Origin of the sequence: Pseudomonas sp. PSKL.D1 (genome assembly GCF_028898945.1) — a bacterium.
Lineage (GTDB): Bacteria > Pseudomonadota > Gammaproteobacteria > Pseudomonadales > Pseudomonadaceae > Aquipseudomonas.
Window position 1 is genome coordinate 4455533 of sequence record NZ_CP118607.1, and the last position, 17764, is coordinate 4473296.

The following is a 17764-nucleotide window of genomic DNA, read 5'->3' on the forward strand; positions in this document are numbered from 1 at the left end:
TGGCTTGCCCCGCGTTCCGGTAAATCCATGCCGGGTCACCACAAACTGCCACGCCTTCAGAGCATCAGGCTCTGATTCCCCCCTCAAAATCGTACGCAATCCACAAAAGTTTCATGCACCGTCCTCAATAAATGTGATCGGACAATGCATTACACTTGCGCACCAGCTAGAAATAACCAGTAACATTTCCGGCTGGCTCTACGCATCACTCCGCTTTCCCTCCCTTATTCCTTACAAAAAACGAGCGTTAATATTTGCATGCACGACTCAAGACAGCGCTACCTCACCCCATCCGGGTTGCAGGCCTGCACGTTCACCTTTGCGCTGCTCAGTGGCTTGGCAGTGGTAAGCCCAGCCTCGGCAACGGATGCCTTCGATAGTCAATCGCCCTACATGTTCGGCAACTGGGGCGGCACCCGCGATGATCTTGCGCAGCAGGGCATCGAGTTCAACGCCAGCTACGTGGGCGAGGTCGGTGCAAACCTGGGTGGCGGTTACAACAACAGCCGTGCCACGCGCTACAGCGACCAGTTCGCCTTCGGTGCCAAGTTCGACCTGCAAAAACTGCTGGGTTGGCACGATGCGGCCTTCCAGCTGACCGTCACCGACCGCAACGGCGACAACATCTCCAACGACCGCATCGGTGACCCGCGCGTCGGCACCCTGAGTTCGTCCCAGGAAGTGTGGGGGCGCGGTTCGCACTGGCGCCTGACCCAGATGTTCTACCAGCAGAAATTCTTCGACCAGCGCCTGGACATCAAGGTCGGCCGGTTTGGTGAAGGCGAGGACTTCAACACCTACGACTGCGATTTCCAGAACCTGGCGTTCTGCGGCTCCCAGGTCGGTAACTGGGGTGGCATCTGGTACAACTGGCCCGTCAGCCAGTGGGCGGCGCGGGTCAAGTACGCGATTACCCCCGAGCTCTACGCGCAGATCGGCGCCTACGAGCAGAACCCCTCGAACACCGAGTCGGGCAATGGCTTCAAGCTTAGCGGCAGCGGTACCGAAGGCGCCGTGCTGCCGGTCGAACTGGTCTGGCAACCCCGCTTGAACGGCCTACCGGGCGAATACCGGGCCGGCTACTACTACAGCACTGCCGACGCCAAGGACGTGCTCAAGGACAACCACGGCCAACCGGCCGCCATCAGCGGCAACGACTACCGCAGTGCTTCGAGCAAGCACGGCTTGTGGCTGGGCGTGAAACAGCAGGTGACCCAGGTAGGTGCCGACACCTCGCGCGGCCTGAGCCTGTTCGCCATGGCCACCGTGCATGACAAGAAGACCAACATGGTCGACCACTACGCGTCCGCCGGCGCCATCTACAAAGGCCTGTTCGATGCCCGCCCGCAGGACGACATCGGCCTGGCCGTGTCGCTGATCCACGTGAACCCCGCCTACCGCAAGAATGCCAAGGCCTCGAACCTGGCCAGCGGCGTCTACGATTATGACGACCCCGCCTACCTGCCGGTACAGGACACCGAGTACAACGCCGAGCTGAACTACGGCGTGCATGTCACCAACTGGCTGACCGTGCGGCCAAACCTGCAGTACGTCCGTCACCCCGGTGGTGTGTCCCAGGTGGACGATGCCTGGGTCGGCGGCCTGAAGATCCAAGCGTCCTTCTGACGTGAAGCGCGCCGGCTCAGGCCGGCTTTCCTGACTCACTTGAAACGGAGTTTTTTATGAGCACTCAAGGTGCTTCGAACCGTAGCCGACTGCTACCGAGCCTGCTCGGGGTCGTGCTGCTGCTGATGGGCCTGGCCCTGGTGGCAGGCGGCATCAAGCTGGCCACCCTCGGCGGCTCGCTGTACTACCTCATCGCCGGCGTGGGCATTGCCCTGACTGGCATTCTGCTGATGCTCGGCAAACCTGCCGCACTGTGGCTGTATGCCTTGGTGCTGTTTGCCAGCACCGTATGGTCGCTGGTCGAAGTAGGCCTGGACTGGTGGCGCCTGGTGCCCCGCCTGGCGCTGTGGTTCGTGCTCGGCATCGTGATGCTGCTGCCCTGGTTCCGCCGCCCGTTGCACGGCAGCAGCACAGCAGGCAAAAGCACCGGCGCGTTGGGCTTTGCCGTTGTGGTGGCTGGCCTTGCCGCGCTGGCCAGCCAGTTCGTGGAACACCGTGAAATCAACGGCACCCTCGACCGCGCCAGCACCGACATGGCCAACACCGCCCCGGCCCAGCCCGATGGCGACTGGCAGAGCTATGGGCGTACCGCCTACGGCGACAAGTACTCGCCGCTGAAGGAAATCACCCCGGACAACGTGCACAAGCTGGTACCGGCCTGGACCTTCCGCACCGGTGACATCCCAACCGAAAACGACCCGGGCGAGACCACCGCGGAAAACACCCCGCTGAAGGTCAACGGCATGCTGTATGTGTGCACCCCACACAGCCAGGTAATTGCCCTGGACCCGGACAGCGGTAAGGAAATCTGGCGCTACGACCCGAAAATCTCGACGCAGAATGCCGAGAACTTCAAAGGTTGGGCGCACATGACCTGCCGTGGCGTGTCCTACCACGACGATGCAGCCTACGCCTCAGCCGACGCCGTGCAGCAGAGCGCTGCCGACACCGCCAACGCCTGCCCGCGCCGCCTGTTCCTGCCCACCGCCGACACTCGCCTGATCGCGCTCAACGCCGACACCGGCAAGGTCTGCGAAGGCTGGGGTGACAAAGGCCAGATCGACCTCACCCGCAACATCGGCACCTTCGCCGCCGGTGGCTACTATTCCACCTCCCCACCCGCGGTTACCAAGGACCTGGTGATCATCGGTGGCCACGTGACCGATAACGTCTCCACGGATGAGCCTTCTGGCGTAATCCGTGCCTACGACGTGCATGACGGCCGCCTGGTCTGGAACTGGGACCCGGGCAACCCCGACGCCACCGCGCCGATTGCTGCCGACAAGTTCTACACCCGCAACTCGCCGAACATGTGGTCGGTGCCTGCGGTGGACGAGAAACTGGGCATGGTCTACCTGCCCATGGGCAACCAGATGCCTGACCAGTGGGGCGGCAACCGTACCCCAGAGTCGGAAAAATACAGCGCTGGCGTAACCGCGCTGGACCTGGCCACCGGCAAGGTGCGCTGGACCCGGCAGTTCACCCACCACGACCTGTGGGACATGGACGTCGGCGGCCAGCCGACCCTGATGGACCTGAAGACCGCCGACGGCGTGAAGCCTGCGCTGCTGGCCTCCACCAAGCAGGGCAGCATCTACGTGCTGGACCGCAGCAACGGCGAAGCGATCGTGCCGATCGAAGAGCGCCCGGTGCCACAAGGCGCCGTGGAAGGTGACCGCACTTCGCCTACCCAGGCGTTCTCGGCCCTGAGCTTCGCCCCGCCGACCGTCAAGGAAACCGACATGTGGGGCGTGTCGCCCTTCGACCAGATGCTGTGCCGCATCAACTTCAAGTCGCTGCGCTACGAAGGCATGTTCACCCCGCCTTCCACCCAGGGCTCGCTGGTGTTCCCGGGCAACTTCGGCGTATTCGACTGGGGCGGCATCTCGGTTGACCCGGTGCGCCAGGTGCTGTTCGCCAACCCGGACTACATGGCCTTCGTCTCGAAGCTGGTGCCAAGCGAAGAAGTGGCTGGCGGCCCGGCCCGCAAGTCCGAGACCGAGGGTGTGCAACCCAACAAGGGCGCGCCGTATGGCGTGATCATGTCGCCGTTCCTGTCGCCGGTCGGCTTGCCGTGCCAGGCACCTGCCTGGGGCTACGTGGCAGCCGTTGACCTGACCACCCACAAGGTCATCTGGCAGCACAAGAACGGCACCGTGCGCGACAACTCGCCACTGCCGCTGGCCCTGCCGATGGGCGTACCGAGCCTGGGCGGCAGCTTCATGACTGCCAGTGGCCTGGCGTTCCTGTCGGGCACCCTGGACCAGTACCTGCGTGCTTATGACGTACGCGACGGCAAGGTATTGTGGGAAGGCCGCCTGCCGGCCGGCGCGCAAACCACGCCAATGACCTACCAAGGCAAGGATGGCAAACAGTACGTGCTGGTCATGGCCGGCGGCCATGGCTCGCTCGGGACCAAGCAGGGTGACTACGTCATCGCTTACAAGCTTGCCGACTGACGCCCAGGTTTGAACTGAAAATGCCGGGGCCGCTTTGCGGCCCTTTCGCGACACAAGGCCGCTCCCACATAGTCCGCCATAACCCTGAAAATGCAGGGCTCACGCGGTCAGTGTGGGAGCGGCCTTGTGTCGCGAAAGGGCTGCGCAGCAGCCCCGGCATTCTTAAGTGAACAGCATTACGCTCTCAAGCGGCATTTTTTGTTACAGGTCCTACAAGAAATCCTCAGATTTTTCCCATTTCTTGTAGTCCATTTCCGAATTATATTGCTGCCCCTGCCAAGCCATTGCATGTGCCTGGATTGCGGCCTAGTCTCGGCCGGTCGTTGCCAAATCAGCGACCGGCTTTGACAGGCTGAACCCACTCCGAGCACGTGCTCTAGCTTTATGGCGGCAGTACGTGGGGCACCTCGTGTGCGCCGAGTCTCCGGAGTCCTCGGTCTGTCAACCCGCGTACCGCTGCCACCCTCTTGTTTTGACCTACCAAGGCAAGGATGGCAAACAGTACGTGCTGGTCATGGCCGGCGGCCATGGCTCGCTCGGGACCAAGCAGGGTGACTACGTCATCGCTTACAAGCTTGCCGACTGACGCCCAGGTTTGAACTGAAAATGCCGGGGCCGCTTTGCGGCCCTTTCGCGACACAAGGCCGCTCCCACATAGTCCGCCATAACCCTGAAAATGCAGGGCTCACGCGGTCAGTGTGGGAGCGGCCTTGTGTCGCGAAAGGGCTGCGCAGCAGCCCCGGCATTCTTAAGTGAACAGCATTACGCTCTCAAGCGGCATTTTTTGTTACAGGTCCTACAAGAAATCCTCAGATTTTTCCCATTTCTTGTAGTCCATTTCCGAATTATATTGCTGCCCCTGCCAAGCCATTGCATGTGCCTGGATTGCGGCCTAGTCTCGGCCGGTCGTTGCCAAATCAGCGACCGGCTTTGACAGGCTGATCGATTCAAGGTGCCGTTGCAGCGTTTTATGGTAGCTGTGCACGGGGCACCTTCGTGTGCGCCGGGCTTCCTTGGATCACCGGTCTGTCAACCCGTGTACAGCTGCCTCCATTCGTTTGACAGCGTTGTAGGTAGCTCCACCTGATCCAAGGAGTTTACATGCGCAAGATGGTCCCCGATCCACCCTACTCCCTCCCTTTGCCCAACGGCGTGCAAGACACCCTGATCCAGACCTCGGAATACGTGCTCTGCGCACTGACCGTGGCCCGCCAGTCCGTGCAACTGAAACCCACTGCATCCAGCTCGATCGTAATGCAGGCGGTGATTCACGAGATGGAAGCCGTGCATGCGCTGGTCGAGTCGGCGTTGTTGCAGTTGCAGATGCACGCGCATTTGCCGGCTGAGCCGCAGACGCTGCATTAAGGCTGACGGCCTCTCGCGGATAAATCCGCTCCTACACAGTCCAGGCCATTACACAGCCCTGTAGGAGCGGATTCATCCGCGAGAGGCCCGCACCGGCAACAACTGTTTTCAGGGAGAACCCACAATGCCCACAAACACCACCCCCGGCAAAACCCGCTTCTGCCAAGGCGAAAACCAAACCCACCCGCTGTTCCGCATCGAACCCGGTATCCCTTGCGAATACGCCCGCGAACAAGCCTCCGAACTGATGGGCTACGTGCGCGACCTGACAATCGCCGGGCTGATGGAGAAGGATGAAAAGCTGATTTGGGCGTCGCATTACCTGAGCGCGATGGCCAAGGCGTTGCTGGATGATGCTGAGTTGGGGATGCGTGCACGACCGCTGGCTGAGCCTCAGACTCTGCATCAAGGCTGATGGCCTCTCGCGGATAAATCCGCTCCTACAAGGACCGCGCAGGCCCGACATTGCGCGGCACCTGTAGGAGCGGATTTATCCGCGAAGGGCCATCACAGGCAGCCATTCCCCCAAAATCCCCCAAACGAAAAAAGCCCCGAGGGCTATACAGCGCTCGGGGCCTTTAATATGGCGGAGAGATAGGGACTCTAAGATTTAAACCCTACAGCCCATAATACACCGTATCTATTGGCTTTTATCATCAATAGTGGTCAAATTGAGTGGTCAAAATGGAGACTGCTCAGCATGGCCACACACCTTGTACAGAAACCCGGCGAAAGCACTTGGTACGTCAGAATGGCAGTCCCTGCTGATGTACGTCATGCCTTTGGTGGGCGTGCCAAACTGATCAAGACCACCGGCACCAGCAACCGATCCGAAGCCATGGACCGGCGACTACCTATCCTCGCACAGTGGAAAGCTGACATAGCGGCAGCAAGGGAACATAAGCTCGTCTCAGGCGACCAGTGGAGACTTGCTCAGCATCAAGCAGGTTTGGATTTACAAACCCAACGAACCAAAGCAATCACACGTATTTATACCCCCGTCTCTCCCGACGAGCCTACACCAAGTTTCGCATGGTTCGAACAACTACCAGAAATCATCAGTAACCTTCGCAATGAAGGGCATGACGCTATAGCCAGCAGACTCACAGACTACGCGAAGCGGTACGTTGCTGCACTTGAAGACGGTATCACCGCCGGTGCCGGTATTGACCTGCACAACGAGCTTCTGACAATCATGGCTGACATGGAAGCAGTGTGTATTTCAGAGGAGTACGGCCTGTCTGATGCTGAACACCAAGAAGCAAAGGCTATTATTCACAACCCGGTAATCTACAAGCCCGTCTCCCCCATCACTGACGGACGCCTGGACAAATTCAGGGCACAACGAGTTAAAGATAGTATCGCAAACAAAACGATAGACCAGCAGGAAAGCAAGCTCAGGAAGTTATCAGACTACCTTCGTGACCAAGGTAAACCGTTGACCAGCGAGACAGTTGCCGCGTGGTTAGAATCATTGAACATGACAAGCAAGACCAAAGCTCAATATCTGCTTGCAGGTTCAACATTCTGGCAATGGGCGATCAAACATGACACACACTGGAAAGAACTTCATCAGGGCCAAGACAACCCGTTCAAAGAGCAAGCCCTGCCAAAACTTAGCGGTAAGGCCAAGGTAGCAGCAGCACGCAAAGCATTCACCCCTGAACAGATTGAAAGCCTTTACAAAGTAGCTAAGACACAAAATAACCGGGCATTATGTGACCTGATCGAACTTGGCTCTCACACTGGCTGTCGCATTGAGGAACTTGCCCAGCTTCGCAAGGAGTCAGTTGTTAAAGTTGAAGGTGTTCTGAGCTTTAAGATTGAAGACAGTAAAACAGCGGCTGGCATTAGGGAAATACCAGTACACCCTTCAATCCAAACCACCGTTGAACGACTAATCAATGACAGTGCTGATGGTTTTCTACTCCCAGCCACAAGCGGAAATAAATACGGAATCAGATCAGACTCTCTGAGCAAAGCATTCGGTAGAATGAAGACAGCAGAAGGCTTTGGTAAACAGCATGTATTCCACAGCGTGCGCTCAATGGTAATTACACTACTACTCCGTGCTGGAGTAGTCGGACCTACTGTTGCAAACATTGTTGGACATGAAACTGGCATTGTTACGTTCGACATTTATGACGAGGGCGCCAGCCCCCAGCAGAAATTGAAAGCATTGGAGAAACTATCATTCAATTTCACCTAAAAGTTTCAAGAAAGTTGCAACAGGTATTGACAGAATGAGAATCATTCGCTATAATGGTCGCATGTTAAGAGGTTATTAGCTTAGGGCTTTCAGGGTTATAAACCCTCCCTCTCAACATCCTCTAACGCCTTCCCTCGGCGTTGTTAGCAACTGTAGATCATGGTTTCCTTTTCTGTATTCTACGGCCTGCTCTACCACTATGTTCTCTACCGTAGTGGTACACATTTCTCCTTAGCCCCCTCGTTCACTTCATTGTGGCGAGGGGTTTTCTTATGCCTGTATAGCTATTCGTTCGATAGGCACCATTACATTTATCATTAAGAGGTTCAATCAATGGAACAAACACGTTGCTGCCTGTCTTGCCAGGCACCATTAACAAACAAACGGTCTGACGCTGTAACTTGCAGCGGGAGGTGCCGCAGCAAGAAGTGGAGGGCTTTGAAGGAGCAGTCAGTATTGATTCCCTTTCGTTTGCCTACTTCTTTACATGTTGACCTATTTTTAGCGGCCTATAAAGGCAATCAGGGAATCAACACCTATCTTACTAAGGTGGTGAGCGACCATCTGACTCACATTCATTAAGGGGAAATACAACATGACGAATAAAGAAATCTATCAGCAGATCAAGCATTATAAATCGTTGAGAGCAGCGGCGGCAGTTACCGGGAATCGTGCAGAAGGCCAACGGTGTAGTGATATGCTTGAAATACTCGCTGCACATATTACGTGCGGTGCCCGTTATGAGCGTTGATTCATTCATCAAGGGAATGCAACGAGCAAACGCTAATCGCAAGCAACGGCAGACCAAGCAACAGGCAAACACTGTAACCGGTAAGCCAGTGGTAGTTGCACCATCACCAGCAGTCGTCGCTTCACCGGGTTTTGATCTGGAAGCTTTCCGCTTAGATATCATTCGCAAGGCGATTGCCAAAATCATGTTTAACAAACAAAAGGAAATGAATAAATGACAGAGAAGGTTAAGATAACTGGGGTGCCTCCACAATTCGATGAGGCAGAGCTTGAGCGACGAGTAGAAGGATGGACTAGGGTTTATCGCAGTACCGAGCAGAGTATGGAGTTGGTCAGTGCCTGTCTTGGGCATGAGTTCCTTCAAAAAGTAATCGACAAAGCAAGTCAGGGCTATACAATTACTTCTACTAAACATCTGAATCATGCTGAGCTTTATCACTCGACTTACATGGTAAAACCACCGGCGATGCAGGAAGAAGACATTGCCAAAATTCGTGCTGAGCAGAAAGCAAAGTACATTGCCCATCTGCAAGCTGAACATGCACGATATCATGATATGCTTCGTCAGCAACTCATTCAGGCTGCTGAGGACAAAGAGCGTAAGGCAGCAGAAGCCGCTAAGGCGAAGCAACTGGCATCCATCGAAAAAGAGGTTCAAGGTTGCTACAAACCGTTGGTCATTCCGGAGTGACAACCTAGGGTCATTAACAATGGATATACAGGATGCTTCCTACTGGTTAACGCTGGTAGGAAGCTTTTTTTATGCATCAAGAAAAGTCGTTTTATCCGATAACCATTGGGGATGATGGTGATGGTGCTTAACACACCCAACGTTCGCACTGAAAAAATCATCATTTCTCAACGGATAGTACGTTTAACCAAATTTATCTTCAGAATGGCAGGAGCAATACGCAGGAAGGCACCAACGGAGCGATTCTGAGCGTTTTATCGTCTCATGCAAGAAAAGGTAGCGAGGTATAGGTCTGCATCGCTCTAATCGCACTAGGGAGCGTTACAGGGGGTATTGCGAAGGTAGCTATCGCAAATGAAAATATTTCGCATTTGGTATTGACATTTTCCTTCCGTTGCTGTAGAATAGGGCTTGCCTGCCGAGCGGTAGCGAGGTAGGTAAAGCAAAAGCATTACATTATTATGTGCTGTAGCACATAGTTATAATTAAAGAATAAGTAAAGAGAAAGGAGTGTAAACACTCCAAAGATAAAAAATAATTAACTACTTAACGTAGTTAAGAATGTTATTATTCTTAGCTTCGCTAAGGTGTTGATATACTGTACCGGGTACAGAAGAGAGATCAAGAGCTTTGAGGACTGTTGTCCTCTCTCCCAAAAGCATTCGCACATTCGTGCTCACCGGCAGGCACTGAAATACATCAGAGTGATGCCTGTCGCTAGTCAGTTGATGATCGGCAAAGGAAACCGAAAGGTTGACGCTCTAGTCCGTCAACGGACGATTGTCATTGACTCAGCGTTGACGCTGAATACGGTTCCTTAGATCACGCCAGAGAGGGGGGAAGGTACGAACCCCAAACACCGTGTTGTCATTCTCACCGTTGACGGTGAAGAGCATTCACCATCCCCACTCGACGTGTACCAATGTCGTCACACACTGTTTTCCAATGTCGTCACTGGTCGATTTGATTTTCCACCAACCTCAAATTCGATCACCGGTTGTTCCAACATTCAAATCTGATACTGACGACAGTCACCACTTGACGATGATCGCATTGTCATTTCCGGCATTTGTCATTTGGGAATATTGACTTGTCACTAGCAAGAACGGTCGTTCCCCCAATTGACAAATTGGTCTAAACGACCGACAATGTGACCATCAGCTAGGGAGCATCCATCATGGTTAACGTTGTCGCTTACATCCGAGTATCTACCAGTGGTCAAGGTGAATCTGGCCTCGGTTTGGAAAGCCAGCGTGAGTACATCCAACGTGCCGCCCAAGCCAATGATTGGAACATCGTTGGTGAGTATGTTGACGTGGTATCGGGCAAGCTTGCCCTGGAGGAACGTCCAGAAGGTAAGAAGGCACTGGCAGCGTGCAAGGAACACGATGCAAAGCTTCTGGTAGCGAAGCTGGATCGTCTTTCCCGCTCGGTTCTGCACATTGCTCAGCTGATGGAGCAAGTAGATTTCAAAGTGGCGACAATGCCGCAAGCCAACACCTTTCAGCTTCACCTGTTCGCTGCCCTTGCCCAGCAGGAACGTGAGTTCATCGCCCAGCGTACCAAGGATGCTCTGGCTGCTTTGCAACGTCGTGCGGATGCTGGTGATGAAGTGGCGGTGAAGAAAGTCCAGAACCGTACCCAAGCACTCGAAAAGGGTCGTGCTGTTGCCGACATTACAGCCGCAAACAACGTGCGGATGGAGAAGGTTACCGCGTTTCAAAACACTGTGAAGCCACACGTAGAGGCTTGCTTGTACAACAAGCTCGGCACATTGCAAGCGGTAGCTGACTGCCTGAACACCAAAGGTATTCGTACCAAACGCGGTAGCATCTGGAACCCTACCGCTGTACGTCGCCTGATCCTTGCACTTGGTTTGCCACTCCCAAAGGTGGCTTAAAAACTAGCCCCATACAGCAGCGTTAGTTATCACCCTGTGGGGTTGGGTAGGCTGATGATCAATCGCCTGGCTATGAGCCTCCTGCAAGCTTGTGACGGGGGCCTTCTTACTCGTGCTGCCGCCACTCGTTAATTCATCCTCAGGGATTTGCCAAAATTGCCGCATTGGGGGTGTTTCTGAACGAGTAGGCTGTTAAGCACTATCGCTGCCCTACAGCGGATTTCCCCCTGATGCTGCAATCCTAGACGCTGTGAATTCAGACTCCAATTACAGGGGGGGCAAGGAATGCTATACAGAAGTGAACTAGTAGCAGTTAGCCAAGGCGACGCCTACCATGTAGCGTCACTTTTAATAATGTCGGCAAGAACATCATCCATTCCGAATACCTTTTCCTTGACGACTGTATATAGCTCTCTCAATGAATCTTTCGCTTCCTTGGTTCCTAAGTCTTTTGAATTATAGGAAACCATCCCTCTGAATTCATGCCAAGCATCTTCGGGCCACGAGGCCATATCCTCTATTTCATATCTCCCCGGATAATAGTGGAGATAGAAATCGCCCGAATCACTTTTTATGATTGACCACTTGTGCTTATTATCGTACCTAAAGAAAATCTCGGGATCATAATTTCCTTGGCATGTCGAATCTATTTTGTCTTGATTCGAAATCATTACATTGACAGCCTCAACGATTTTGCTCATGCCCTTTCGTCCCCAATCAAACTGTCGATATTTGCGACATTCAGATTTCTAAGCCTTTCACGCAGTTCACTTACCACAGCCCTTTTCTTGGGCTCCGTAAGTTTTTTTCTGTTTGAGGCAAGCTCTTCCATTCTATCTACCAATTCAGAAAAATGAACACAAAGCTTATCATTTCCTCGAATCTGGCCGATTATTTCATGAAAGATATTCTCTATAATCTCACAGCTTTCCGGGTCTTTTGCATTGCAATCATTCAATCGCTCAAGCTTTTCTTTAATTTCAGAAAGAGACATTTGAAAGGTATAATTTACAAGCAACGAAAATACTGATGATATTTCTTTGCCTTTGGCAAAAAACAAATAAATAGCGATAGATGAGGCTACGATGGTTAACAAATCCGAGCCAAATGATGCAGCATCTATAATGAACTTCACTACACCAATCTCCTGCACCAATTGCCTCCTAACGCTTCCGCTCTAATCAGATTCCACTACGGCAACATGATTTTGTAAGTTTTAGAGGCAGTAGTCACGCCACTCTATCGCCACTATACCTGAACTCAACAGATTGCCAACTGAAACGGCGAGAATAGGTGCCACACAGCACGGGGACGCTGCCGCCATCCCGCCGTGGATTTGCATTGATACCGAGCTCCTAGAGGCATGAATCAAACTCCGCGTTTCAGGGGGGGGGAGGCGGGATTTGTGGCAAATGGAGTACGCTTACGCGAACCACCTGACAGAGTCTGACCATGGACAAAGCCGGTACTACCGCCGACACCCTTGAACTACTTCATCTGAATCAGATAGCTATCCGAGCCGCGATTGAGGAGGTCAGTACATGGATTCGCCAGCGCGGTTCCACCAACGTTCACGACAACGTGATGGAAGCATTACAGACGCTGGATACCAACGCCGGTGCGATCACCAACGCCATTGAGCGCCTACGTGATTGAGTGGTCAAAGCGAGTGGTCAAGCGCAAAAAATAGTAGGCGAAAAAAAACCCCGTAAATCAATGACTTACGAGGCTTTTTAACGTATGGCGGAGAGATAGGGATTTGAACCCTAGGTACTGTTGCCAATACAACGGATTTCGAATCCGTCCCGTTCGACCACTCCGGCATCTCTCCAATGCCGCGCATCATACCAGCGAATTCTGAAAACGCAAACCTTTATTTTCAAAAAAATCGCGTGGTATCAGGCGCTTGCGTGAACGCGCCGCTTACAGCGGCACGCCCAGGCGCTTGGCAACTTCTTCGTAGGCTTCGATTACGTCGCCCAGGCCCTGGCGGAAGCGGTCCTTGTCCATCTTCTTGCGGGTTTCTTTGTCCCACAGGCGGCAGCCGTCCGGGCTGAACTCGTCGCCCAGCACGATCTGGCCGTGGAACACGCCAAACTCCAGCTTGAAGTCGACCAGAAGCAGGCCGGCGTCATCGAACAACTTGTTCAGCACTTCGTTGACCTTCAGCGACAGCTTTTTCATCTCGGCCAGCTGCTCGGCGGTGCCCCAGCCGAACGCGACAACGTGAGATTCGTTGATGAAGGGGTCGCCCTTTTCGTCGTTCTTCAGGAACAGCTCGAAGGTGGACGGTTCCAGCTTGATGCCCTCCTCCACGCCCAGACGCTTGACCAGGCTGCCGGCGGCATAGTTACGCACCACGCACTCGACCGGGATCATGTCCAGCTTCTTCACCAGGCACTCGTTGTCGCCCAGCAGCTTGTCGAACTGGGTCGGCACGCCGGCTTCTTCAAGCTTTTGCATGATGAAGGCGTTGAACTTGTTGTTCACCATGCCTTTGCGGTCGAGCTGCTCGATGCGCTTGCCGTCGAACGCCGAAGTGTCGTTACGGAACAGCAGGATCAAGCGGTCGGCGTCGTCGGTCTTGTAAACCGATTTGGCCTTGCCGCGGTAGAGTTCTTCGCGTTTTTCCATGATGGAGGGCTCCGCTTGCATTAAAGGTGGGCTAGGCGATTTCGCGCCAGTCGAGCCCGTGTTCCTGATTCGCCACCTGGAGCCAGTCCGGGTCGCACCCAAGGGTGTCGACGAAGCACTGGCGGGCCAAGTGTGGCAGGTTGTTCTTGCTGCTGAGGTGGGCCAGCACCAGGTGTTGCAGGTTGCTCCAGCCCAACTCGTGCACCAGGTTTGCGGCCTGGTGGTTGTTCAAATGCCCTTGCATACCACCTACCCGCAACTTGAGGAAGTGCGGATAGTGCCCGCGCGCCAAAAGGTCGCGGCAGTGGTTGGCTTCGATCAGCAGTGCATCCAGGCCCTGGTAGCGCTCCAGCAGGCGCGCGTCGTACGACCCCAGGTCGGTCAGCATGCCGAAACGCCGGCTACCGTCGCTGATTACATACTGCAGTGGCTCGTACGCATCATGCTCGACCCGCGCCGCGCTCACTTCCAGGTTGCCGATACGCAATCTGTCGCCACAGGCGAGAAAACCGGCCACCTCCACCGGCTTGCGCAGGCCGCGCAAAGTGCCTTGGCTGAGGTAGACCGGTACATTGTAGCGCCGCGACAGCAACCCGACGCCATGCACGTGGTCGGCATGCTCGTGGGTGACAAATACCGCGCTCAGCTGTGTGGCCGACACCCCGAGCAGCGCCAGGCGCCGCTCGGTTTCGCGCAGGGAAAAGCCGCAATCGACCAGAATGAACGTGTCACCACTGGCGATCAGCGTGCCGTTCCCTTGGCTGCCGCTTCCGAGTACCGCGAAGCGCACTTAGCCCAGGTGGTCCTGAATGACGCTCAGCACGCGGCGGGCGACATCGGCCGGGGCCACGGTGTTGATGTTTTTCTCGACAGTAACCTGCACGCTTTCGCCGACCTTGCTCAGGCGTACCTGATAACGCTCGGCACGGGCTTCACGCTCTTCCTGGGTCGGTTCGCTGCCGAACATGCGGCTGAAGAAGCCCGGCTGGTTCTGCTTGTCGTCCGGCTTTTCCGACAGGTTGATGTAGTACAGGCCCAGGCTGCGGTTGATGTCCTCGACGCGCCACTCACCCTGCTCCAGGGCACGACCTACGCTGGACCAGGCACGGTCCAGGTCGGCGCCCAGGTACAGCACCGGGTTGCCGCTGCCGTCTTCGCTCAGGCTGACGCGGCTTGGCGCGTCGAAGTCGCGTGCGGCCAACAAGGACACCGAGCCGCCTTTTTCGGCGCTGCGGTTCATGCTGGCGAGCATTTCGTCCACCAGCAGCGCATCGGCGCCGGTGTTGGTGGAGCTGGACGGGAAGCCAGGCTCGGCGGTGCTGCCAGCCGGGCGCTCGACGCTGACGATGTACACCTCGGAGGTGTTGCGCTGCACGCCAGGCTCCATGCGCACTCGCACGCGCACTTCGCTGTCGCCGCTGCTGGCGGTGCTCGCCAGGCGCTGGCCGAGGGAGGCCGACAGTTCGTCGAAACGCTGCCAGGTAGTGTTGAACTCACCTGTTTGCGGGCGCTCTTCGGCAATGCGGAAGCCGTTGTCCTCAAAGAACTGACGCGCTACCGGCCACACTTCGGCCGGCGAATGCTGGGCCAGCACCCAACGGCTGCTGCCGCTGCGCTGCAGGGTGTAGTCGCTGACGTCGGCGGTGGCCGACAGCGGTTGCGGGCGCGGCACCTCGAACTCGCCCGTGGCGCGATCGTCGGCAACGTTACGCGGGATCGGCAGCAGCGGGTCAAGGCGCTTGACGTTGCTGGCGTCCGGCGGCAGCTGCATCGGCGCGGTGGGGTGCGCCTGCAGGTAATCGCTGCCGCGGTCGCGGAAATAGCCATCCTCGCCCCACAGCCAGCCACACCCACTGGTGCTGGAAATGATCAGGGCGAGCGCGGAAAGACCAGCCAGTCGCTTCATGCGGTGTACTTCCTCTTAAACCAGTACGCCGGACTGGCGCAAGGCAGTACGGACTTTGTCGTGGCAACCTTCGCTGAGCCAGGTCAGCGGCAGGCGGATGCCTTTCTTCATAAGGCCCATTTCGACGAGCGCCCACTTCACCGGGATCGGGTTGGCTTCGCAGAACAGGTCTTTGTGCAGTGGCATGAGTTTTTCGTTGATTGCGCGGGCCTTCTCGGCATTGCCCTCAAGGGCGGCCTCGCACAGGTCGGCCATTTCGCGCGGGGCGACGTTGGCGGTGACGGAGATGTTGCCTTTGCCGCCCATCAGGATCAGCTCGACAGCAGTAGGGTCGTCGCCGGACATGACGATGAAGTCCTTGCTGACGCCGTCCAGGATGGCCTTGGCGCGCACCAGGTCGCCGGTGGCTTCCTTGATGCCGATGATGTTCGGCACGGTCGACAGGCGGATCACGGTCTCGGCCTGCATGTCGCAGGAGGTGCGGCCGGGTACGTTGTACAGGATCTGCGGGATGTCGACCGCTTCGGCAATGTGCTTGAAGTGCTGGTACAGGCCTTCTTGCGTCGGCTTGTTGTAGTACGGCACTACCAGCAGGCAGGCGTCGGCGCCGGCATTCTTGGCGTTCTGGGTCAGGTGCACGGCTTCGGCGGTGGAATTCGCGCCGGTGCCAGCGATGACCGGAATCGGCTTTTTGCTGTGCTTGACGCGTTCGACCACGTGCTTGATGACCAGGATGTGTTCTTCGACATCCAGCGTGGCGGACTCACCGGTGGTGCCGACAGCGACGATCGCATGGGTGCCGTTTTCCAGGTGGAAGTCTACAAGTTTGTCGAGGCTGTCCCAGTCAAGACGCCCTTGTGCATCCATGGGAGTGACCAATGCCACCATACTGCCCGCAATCATGTAACTGCTCCTGCCGGAAAAAGAGAGCGGTAATGGTACTGGGGGCATCGGCCTTGCACAAGCGAAGCAGGCGGGCGGAGCATTCCCCTCGGCGCCTTATTTCGCTACCCTTGATCCTTTGATCGGTGCAGCACGGCCCGCCGGGCCGTCGACCTTGCTCCCCGCCAGCGTCCACGTCCTCGCATGCGAGCCCCGGGCCCTGCCGACAGGAGGCTTTCGCCCGTCCTGCACCGACCGCTCATCGCTTTAGGAATGCTGCATGTCCACCGCCACCGTCCGCGAACAATTCCTTGTCATCAGTGCTCTGGGCCCCAACCCCATGGAGCTGGCCAACGTCCTCAGCCGTGCCGCTTTCGAAAACCGCTGCGCGGTGATCACCTCGCGCCTGAGCCGCCATGGCGAGACCAGCGCCCTGGTATTGCAGGTGGGTGGCAGCTGGGACGCGCTGGCGCGCCTCGAAGCCATGCTGCCGGGCCTGGCCAAAAAGCACGGCCTGACCCTTGATGTGGTACGCAGCGCCGACCAGGAAGTACGCCCGCAGGCACTGCCGTACGTGGCCTATGTCAGCGCCGCCTACCGCCCGGACATCATCAACGAGCTGTGCCAGTTCTTCCTCGACCACCGCGTCGAGCTCGAAGCCATGACCTGCGACACCTACCTGGCGCCGCAAACCGGCAGCAGCATGCTCAACGCCCAGTTCACCGTGATCCTGCCGGCCGGCACCCAGATCAGCTGGCTGCGCGACCAGTTCCTGGACTTTGCCGACGCCCTGAACCTGGACGCGCTGATCGAGCCGTGGCGCCCACAAAACCCAGTTTAAGGAGCCGAACATGGCTGTAGCACTCGACCAACCGGTTGCCGACTTCCAGGCCCAGGCCACCAGCGGGCAGACTGTAAACCTGAGCGAGCTCAAGGGCCGCCAGGTGGTGGTGTACTTCTACCCGAAGGACAGCACCCCGGGCTGCACCACCGAGGGCCAGGGCTTCCGTGACCAGCACGAGGCCTTTGCTGCGGCCAACACCGTGGTGTTCGGCGTATCGCGCGATGGCATCAAGTCGCACGAGAACTTCAAGGCCAAGCAGGGCTTCCCGTTCGAGCTGATCAGCGACAAGGACGAGGCACTGTGCCAGCTGTTTGACGTGATCAAGCTGAAGAAGCTGTATGGCAAGGAATACATGGGTGTGGACCGCAGCACCTTTTTGATCGACAAGGACGGGGTGCTGCGCCAGGAATGGCGTGGGGTGAAGGTGCCGGGGCATGTGGATGCGGTGCTGGCGGCGGCTCAGGCCCTGAACAAGGCTTGAGATCGGCGCTTGCCTCA

General features: G+C 56.4%; 18 protein-coding genes and 1 tRNA gene. 12 read left to right on the forward strand and 7 right to left on the reverse strand.

The genetic code is table 11. The annotated features are described in order from the left end of the window. The first annotated feature begins 258 nt into the window (after window positions 1-258). From PVV54_RS19825 to PVV54_RS19865, 9 genes are all read left to right on the forward strand, one after another. Entirely contained in the window at window positions 259-1626 is a 1368-nt protein-coding gene (locus PVV54_RS19825) for a carbohydrate porin (protein ID WP_274906873.1), read from the forward strand. Between the two features lie 56 nt (window positions 1627-1682). Continuing rightward, the gene (locus tag PVV54_RS19830) at window positions 1683-4085 is read left to right on the forward strand and encodes a glucose/quinate/shikimate family membrane-bound PQQ-dependent dehydrogenase (RefSeq protein WP_274906874.1); all 2403 of its coding nucleotides are present in this window, start codon (window positions 1683-1685) and stop codon (window positions 4083-4085) included. A 1101-nt stretch (window positions 4086-5186) separates the two neighbouring features. Further along, window positions 5187-5450 carry a hypothetical protein gene (locus tag PVV54_RS19835; protein ID WP_274906875.1) on the forward strand — a complete coding sequence of 88 codons (264 nt, stop codon included), beginning with the start codon at window positions 5187-5189 and terminating at the stop codon, window positions 5448-5450. A 124-nt stretch (window positions 5451-5574) separates the two neighbouring features. Next, a complete protein-coding gene (locus PVV54_RS19840) occupies window positions 5575-5865 on the forward strand; it encodes a DUF3077 domain-containing protein (RefSeq protein ID WP_274906876.1) in 291 nt (96 codons plus the stop codon). 285 nt (window positions 5866-6150) lie between these two features. After that, the gene (locus PVV54_RS19845) at window positions 6151-7659 is read left to right on the forward strand and encodes a tyrosine-type recombinase/integrase (RefSeq protein ID WP_274906877.1); all 1509 of its coding nucleotides are present in this window, start codon (window positions 6151-6153) and stop codon (window positions 7657-7659) included. A 595-nt stretch (window positions 7660-8254) separates the two neighbouring features. Continuing rightward, entirely contained in the window at window positions 8255-8410 is a 156-nt protein-coding gene (locus PVV54_RS19850; RefSeq protein ID WP_274906878.1) for a hypothetical protein, read from the forward strand. Further along, a complete protein-coding gene (locus tag PVV54_RS19855) occupies window positions 8400-8627 on the forward strand; it encodes a hypothetical protein (protein WP_274906879.1) in 228 nt (75 codons plus the stop codon). The genes PVV54_RS19850 and PVV54_RS19855 overlap by 11 nt, the downstream gene beginning before the upstream one ends. Next, the gene (locus tag PVV54_RS19860; RefSeq protein WP_274906880.1) at window positions 8624-9100 is read left to right on the forward strand and encodes a hypothetical protein; all 477 of its coding nucleotides are present in this window, start codon (window positions 8624-8626) and stop codon (window positions 9098-9100) included. Before PVV54_RS19855 ends, PVV54_RS19860 begins: the two co-directional genes overlap by 4 nt. A gap of 1177 nt (window positions 9101-10277) precedes the next feature. Beyond that, on the forward strand, window positions 10278-11000 hold the full coding sequence (locus tag PVV54_RS19865) for a recombinase family protein (protein WP_274906881.1): 723 nt from the start codon (window positions 10278-10280) through the stop codon (window positions 10998-11000). 329 nt (window positions 11001-11329) lie between these two features. Here PVV54_RS19865 and PVV54_RS19870 read toward each other — a convergent pair whose 3' ends face one another. Both PVV54_RS19870 and PVV54_RS19875 read right to left on the reverse strand, forming a co-directional pair. Beyond that, on the reverse strand, window positions 11330-11701 hold the full coding sequence (locus PVV54_RS19870) for a hypothetical protein (protein WP_274906882.1): 372 nt from the start codon (window positions 11699-11701) through the stop codon (window positions 11330-11332). Then, entirely contained in the window at window positions 11698-12135 is a 438-nt protein-coding gene (locus PVV54_RS19875; RefSeq protein WP_274906883.1) for a hypothetical protein, read from the reverse strand. The genes PVV54_RS19870 and PVV54_RS19875 overlap by 4 nt, the downstream gene beginning before the upstream one ends. Window positions 12136-12452: 317 nt before the next feature. Here PVV54_RS19875 and PVV54_RS19880 point away from each other — a divergent pair, with 317 nt between their 5' ends. Continuing rightward, a complete protein-coding gene (locus tag PVV54_RS19880) occupies window positions 12453-12656 on the forward strand; it encodes a hypothetical protein (RefSeq protein ID WP_274906884.1) in 204 nt (67 codons plus the stop codon). Between the two features lie 85 nt (window positions 12657-12741). Here the strand turns inward: PVV54_RS19880 and PVV54_RS19885 are convergent. The 5 genes from PVV54_RS19885 to dapA all read right to left on the reverse strand — a co-directional run bounded on the left by PVV54_RS19885 (window position 12742) and on the right by dapA (window position 16443). Then, window positions 12742-12831, reverse strand: a tRNA-Ser gene (locus PVV54_RS19885). Between the two features lie 92 nt (window positions 12832-12923). Beyond that, complete coding sequence (gene purC / locus PVV54_RS19890) at window positions 12924-13634, reverse strand: phosphoribosylaminoimidazolesuccinocarboxamide synthase (protein ID WP_012315794.1); 711 nt, start codon at window positions 13632-13634, stop codon at window positions 12924-12926. Window positions 13635-13665: 31 nt separating this feature from the next. Beyond that, a complete protein-coding gene (locus tag PVV54_RS19895) occupies window positions 13666-14424 on the reverse strand; it encodes an MBL fold metallo-hydrolase (protein ID WP_274906885.1) in 759 nt (252 codons plus the stop codon). Further along, a complete protein-coding gene (gene bamC, locus PVV54_RS19900; RefSeq protein WP_274906886.1) occupies window positions 14425-15540 on the reverse strand; it encodes an outer membrane protein assembly factor BamC in 1116 nt (371 codons plus the stop codon). It lies immediately after the preceding gene. A gap of 15 nt (window positions 15541-15555) precedes the next feature. Next, complete coding sequence (gene dapA / locus PVV54_RS19905) at window positions 15556-16443, reverse strand: 4-hydroxy-tetrahydrodipicolinate synthase (RefSeq protein ID WP_274906887.1); 888 nt, start codon at window positions 16441-16443, stop codon at window positions 15556-15558. 259 nt (window positions 16444-16702) lie between these two features. Between dapA and PVV54_RS19910 the strand changes: the two genes are divergently transcribed. Next, the gene (locus PVV54_RS19910; protein ID WP_274906888.1) at window positions 16703-17263 is read left to right on the forward strand and encodes a glycine cleavage system protein R; all 561 of its coding nucleotides are present in this window, start codon (window positions 16703-16705) and stop codon (window positions 17261-17263) included. Window positions 17264-17273: 10 nt separating this feature from the next. Further along, window positions 17274-17747 carry a peroxiredoxin gene (locus PVV54_RS19915; protein ID WP_274906889.1) on the forward strand — a complete coding sequence of 158 codons (474 nt, stop codon included), beginning with the start codon at window positions 17274-17276 and terminating at the stop codon, window positions 17745-17747. Window positions 17748-17764 lie beyond the last annotated feature (17 nt).

What these genes read in the sequence shown, in the direction of transcription:
- PVV54_RS19825 (WP_274906873.1), top strand. Translation starts at nt 259, where the DNA reads ATGCACGACTCAAGACAGCGCTACCTCACCCCATCCGGGTTGCAGGCC.
- PVV54_RS19830 (WP_274906874.1), top strand. Translation starts at nt 1,683, where the DNA reads ATGAGCACTCAAGGTGCTTCGAACCGTAGCCGACTGCTACCGAGCCTG.
- PVV54_RS19835 (WP_274906875.1), top strand. Translation starts at nt 5,187, where the DNA reads ATGCGCAAGATGGTCCCCGATCCACCCTACTCCCTCCCTTTGCCCAAC.
- PVV54_RS19840 (WP_274906876.1), top strand. Translation starts at nt 5,575, where the DNA reads ATGCCCACAAACACCACCCCCGGCAAAACCCGCTTCTGCCAAGGCGAA.
- PVV54_RS19845 (WP_274906877.1), top strand. Translation starts at nt 6,151, where the DNA reads ATGGCCACACACCTTGTACAGAAACCCGGCGAAAGCACTTGGTACGTC.
- PVV54_RS19850 (WP_274906878.1), top strand. Translation starts at nt 8,255, where the DNA reads ATGACGAATAAAGAAATCTATCAGCAGATCAAGCATTATAAATCGTTG.
- PVV54_RS19855 (WP_274906879.1), top strand. Translation starts at nt 8,400, where the DNA reads ATGAGCGTTGATTCATTCATCAAGGGAATGCAACGAGCAAACGCTAAT.
- PVV54_RS19860 (WP_274906880.1), top strand. Translation starts at nt 8,624, where the DNA reads ATGACAGAGAAGGTTAAGATAACTGGGGTGCCTCCACAATTCGATGAG.
- PVV54_RS19865 (WP_274906881.1), top strand. Translation starts at nt 10,278, where the DNA reads ATGGTTAACGTTGTCGCTTACATCCGAGTATCTACCAGTGGTCAAGGT.
- PVV54_RS19870 (WP_274906882.1), bottom strand. Translation starts at nt 11,701, where the DNA reads ATGAGCAAAATCGTTGAGGCTGTCAATGTAATGATTTCGAATCAAGAC.
- PVV54_RS19880 (WP_274906884.1), top strand. Translation starts at nt 12,453, where the DNA reads ATGGACAAAGCCGGTACTACCGCCGACACCCTTGAACTACTTCATCTG.
- purC (WP_012315794.1), bottom strand. Translation starts at nt 13,634, where the DNA reads ATGGAAAAACGCGAAGAACTCTACCGCGGCAAGGCCAAATCGGTTTAC.
- bamC (WP_274906886.1), bottom strand. Translation starts at nt 15,540, where the DNA reads ATGAAGCGACTGGCTGGTCTTTCCGCGCTCGCCCTGATCATTTCCAGC.
- dapA (WP_274906887.1), bottom strand. Translation starts at nt 16,443, where the DNA reads ATGATTGCGGGCAGTATGGTGGCATTGGTCACTCCCATGGATGCACAA.
- PVV54_RS19910 (WP_274906888.1), top strand. Translation starts at nt 16,703, where the DNA reads ATGTCCACCGCCACCGTCCGCGAACAATTCCTTGTCATCAGTGCTCTG.
- PVV54_RS19915 (WP_274906889.1), top strand. Translation starts at nt 17,274, where the DNA reads ATGGCTGTAGCACTCGACCAACCGGTTGCCGACTTCCAGGCCCAGGCC.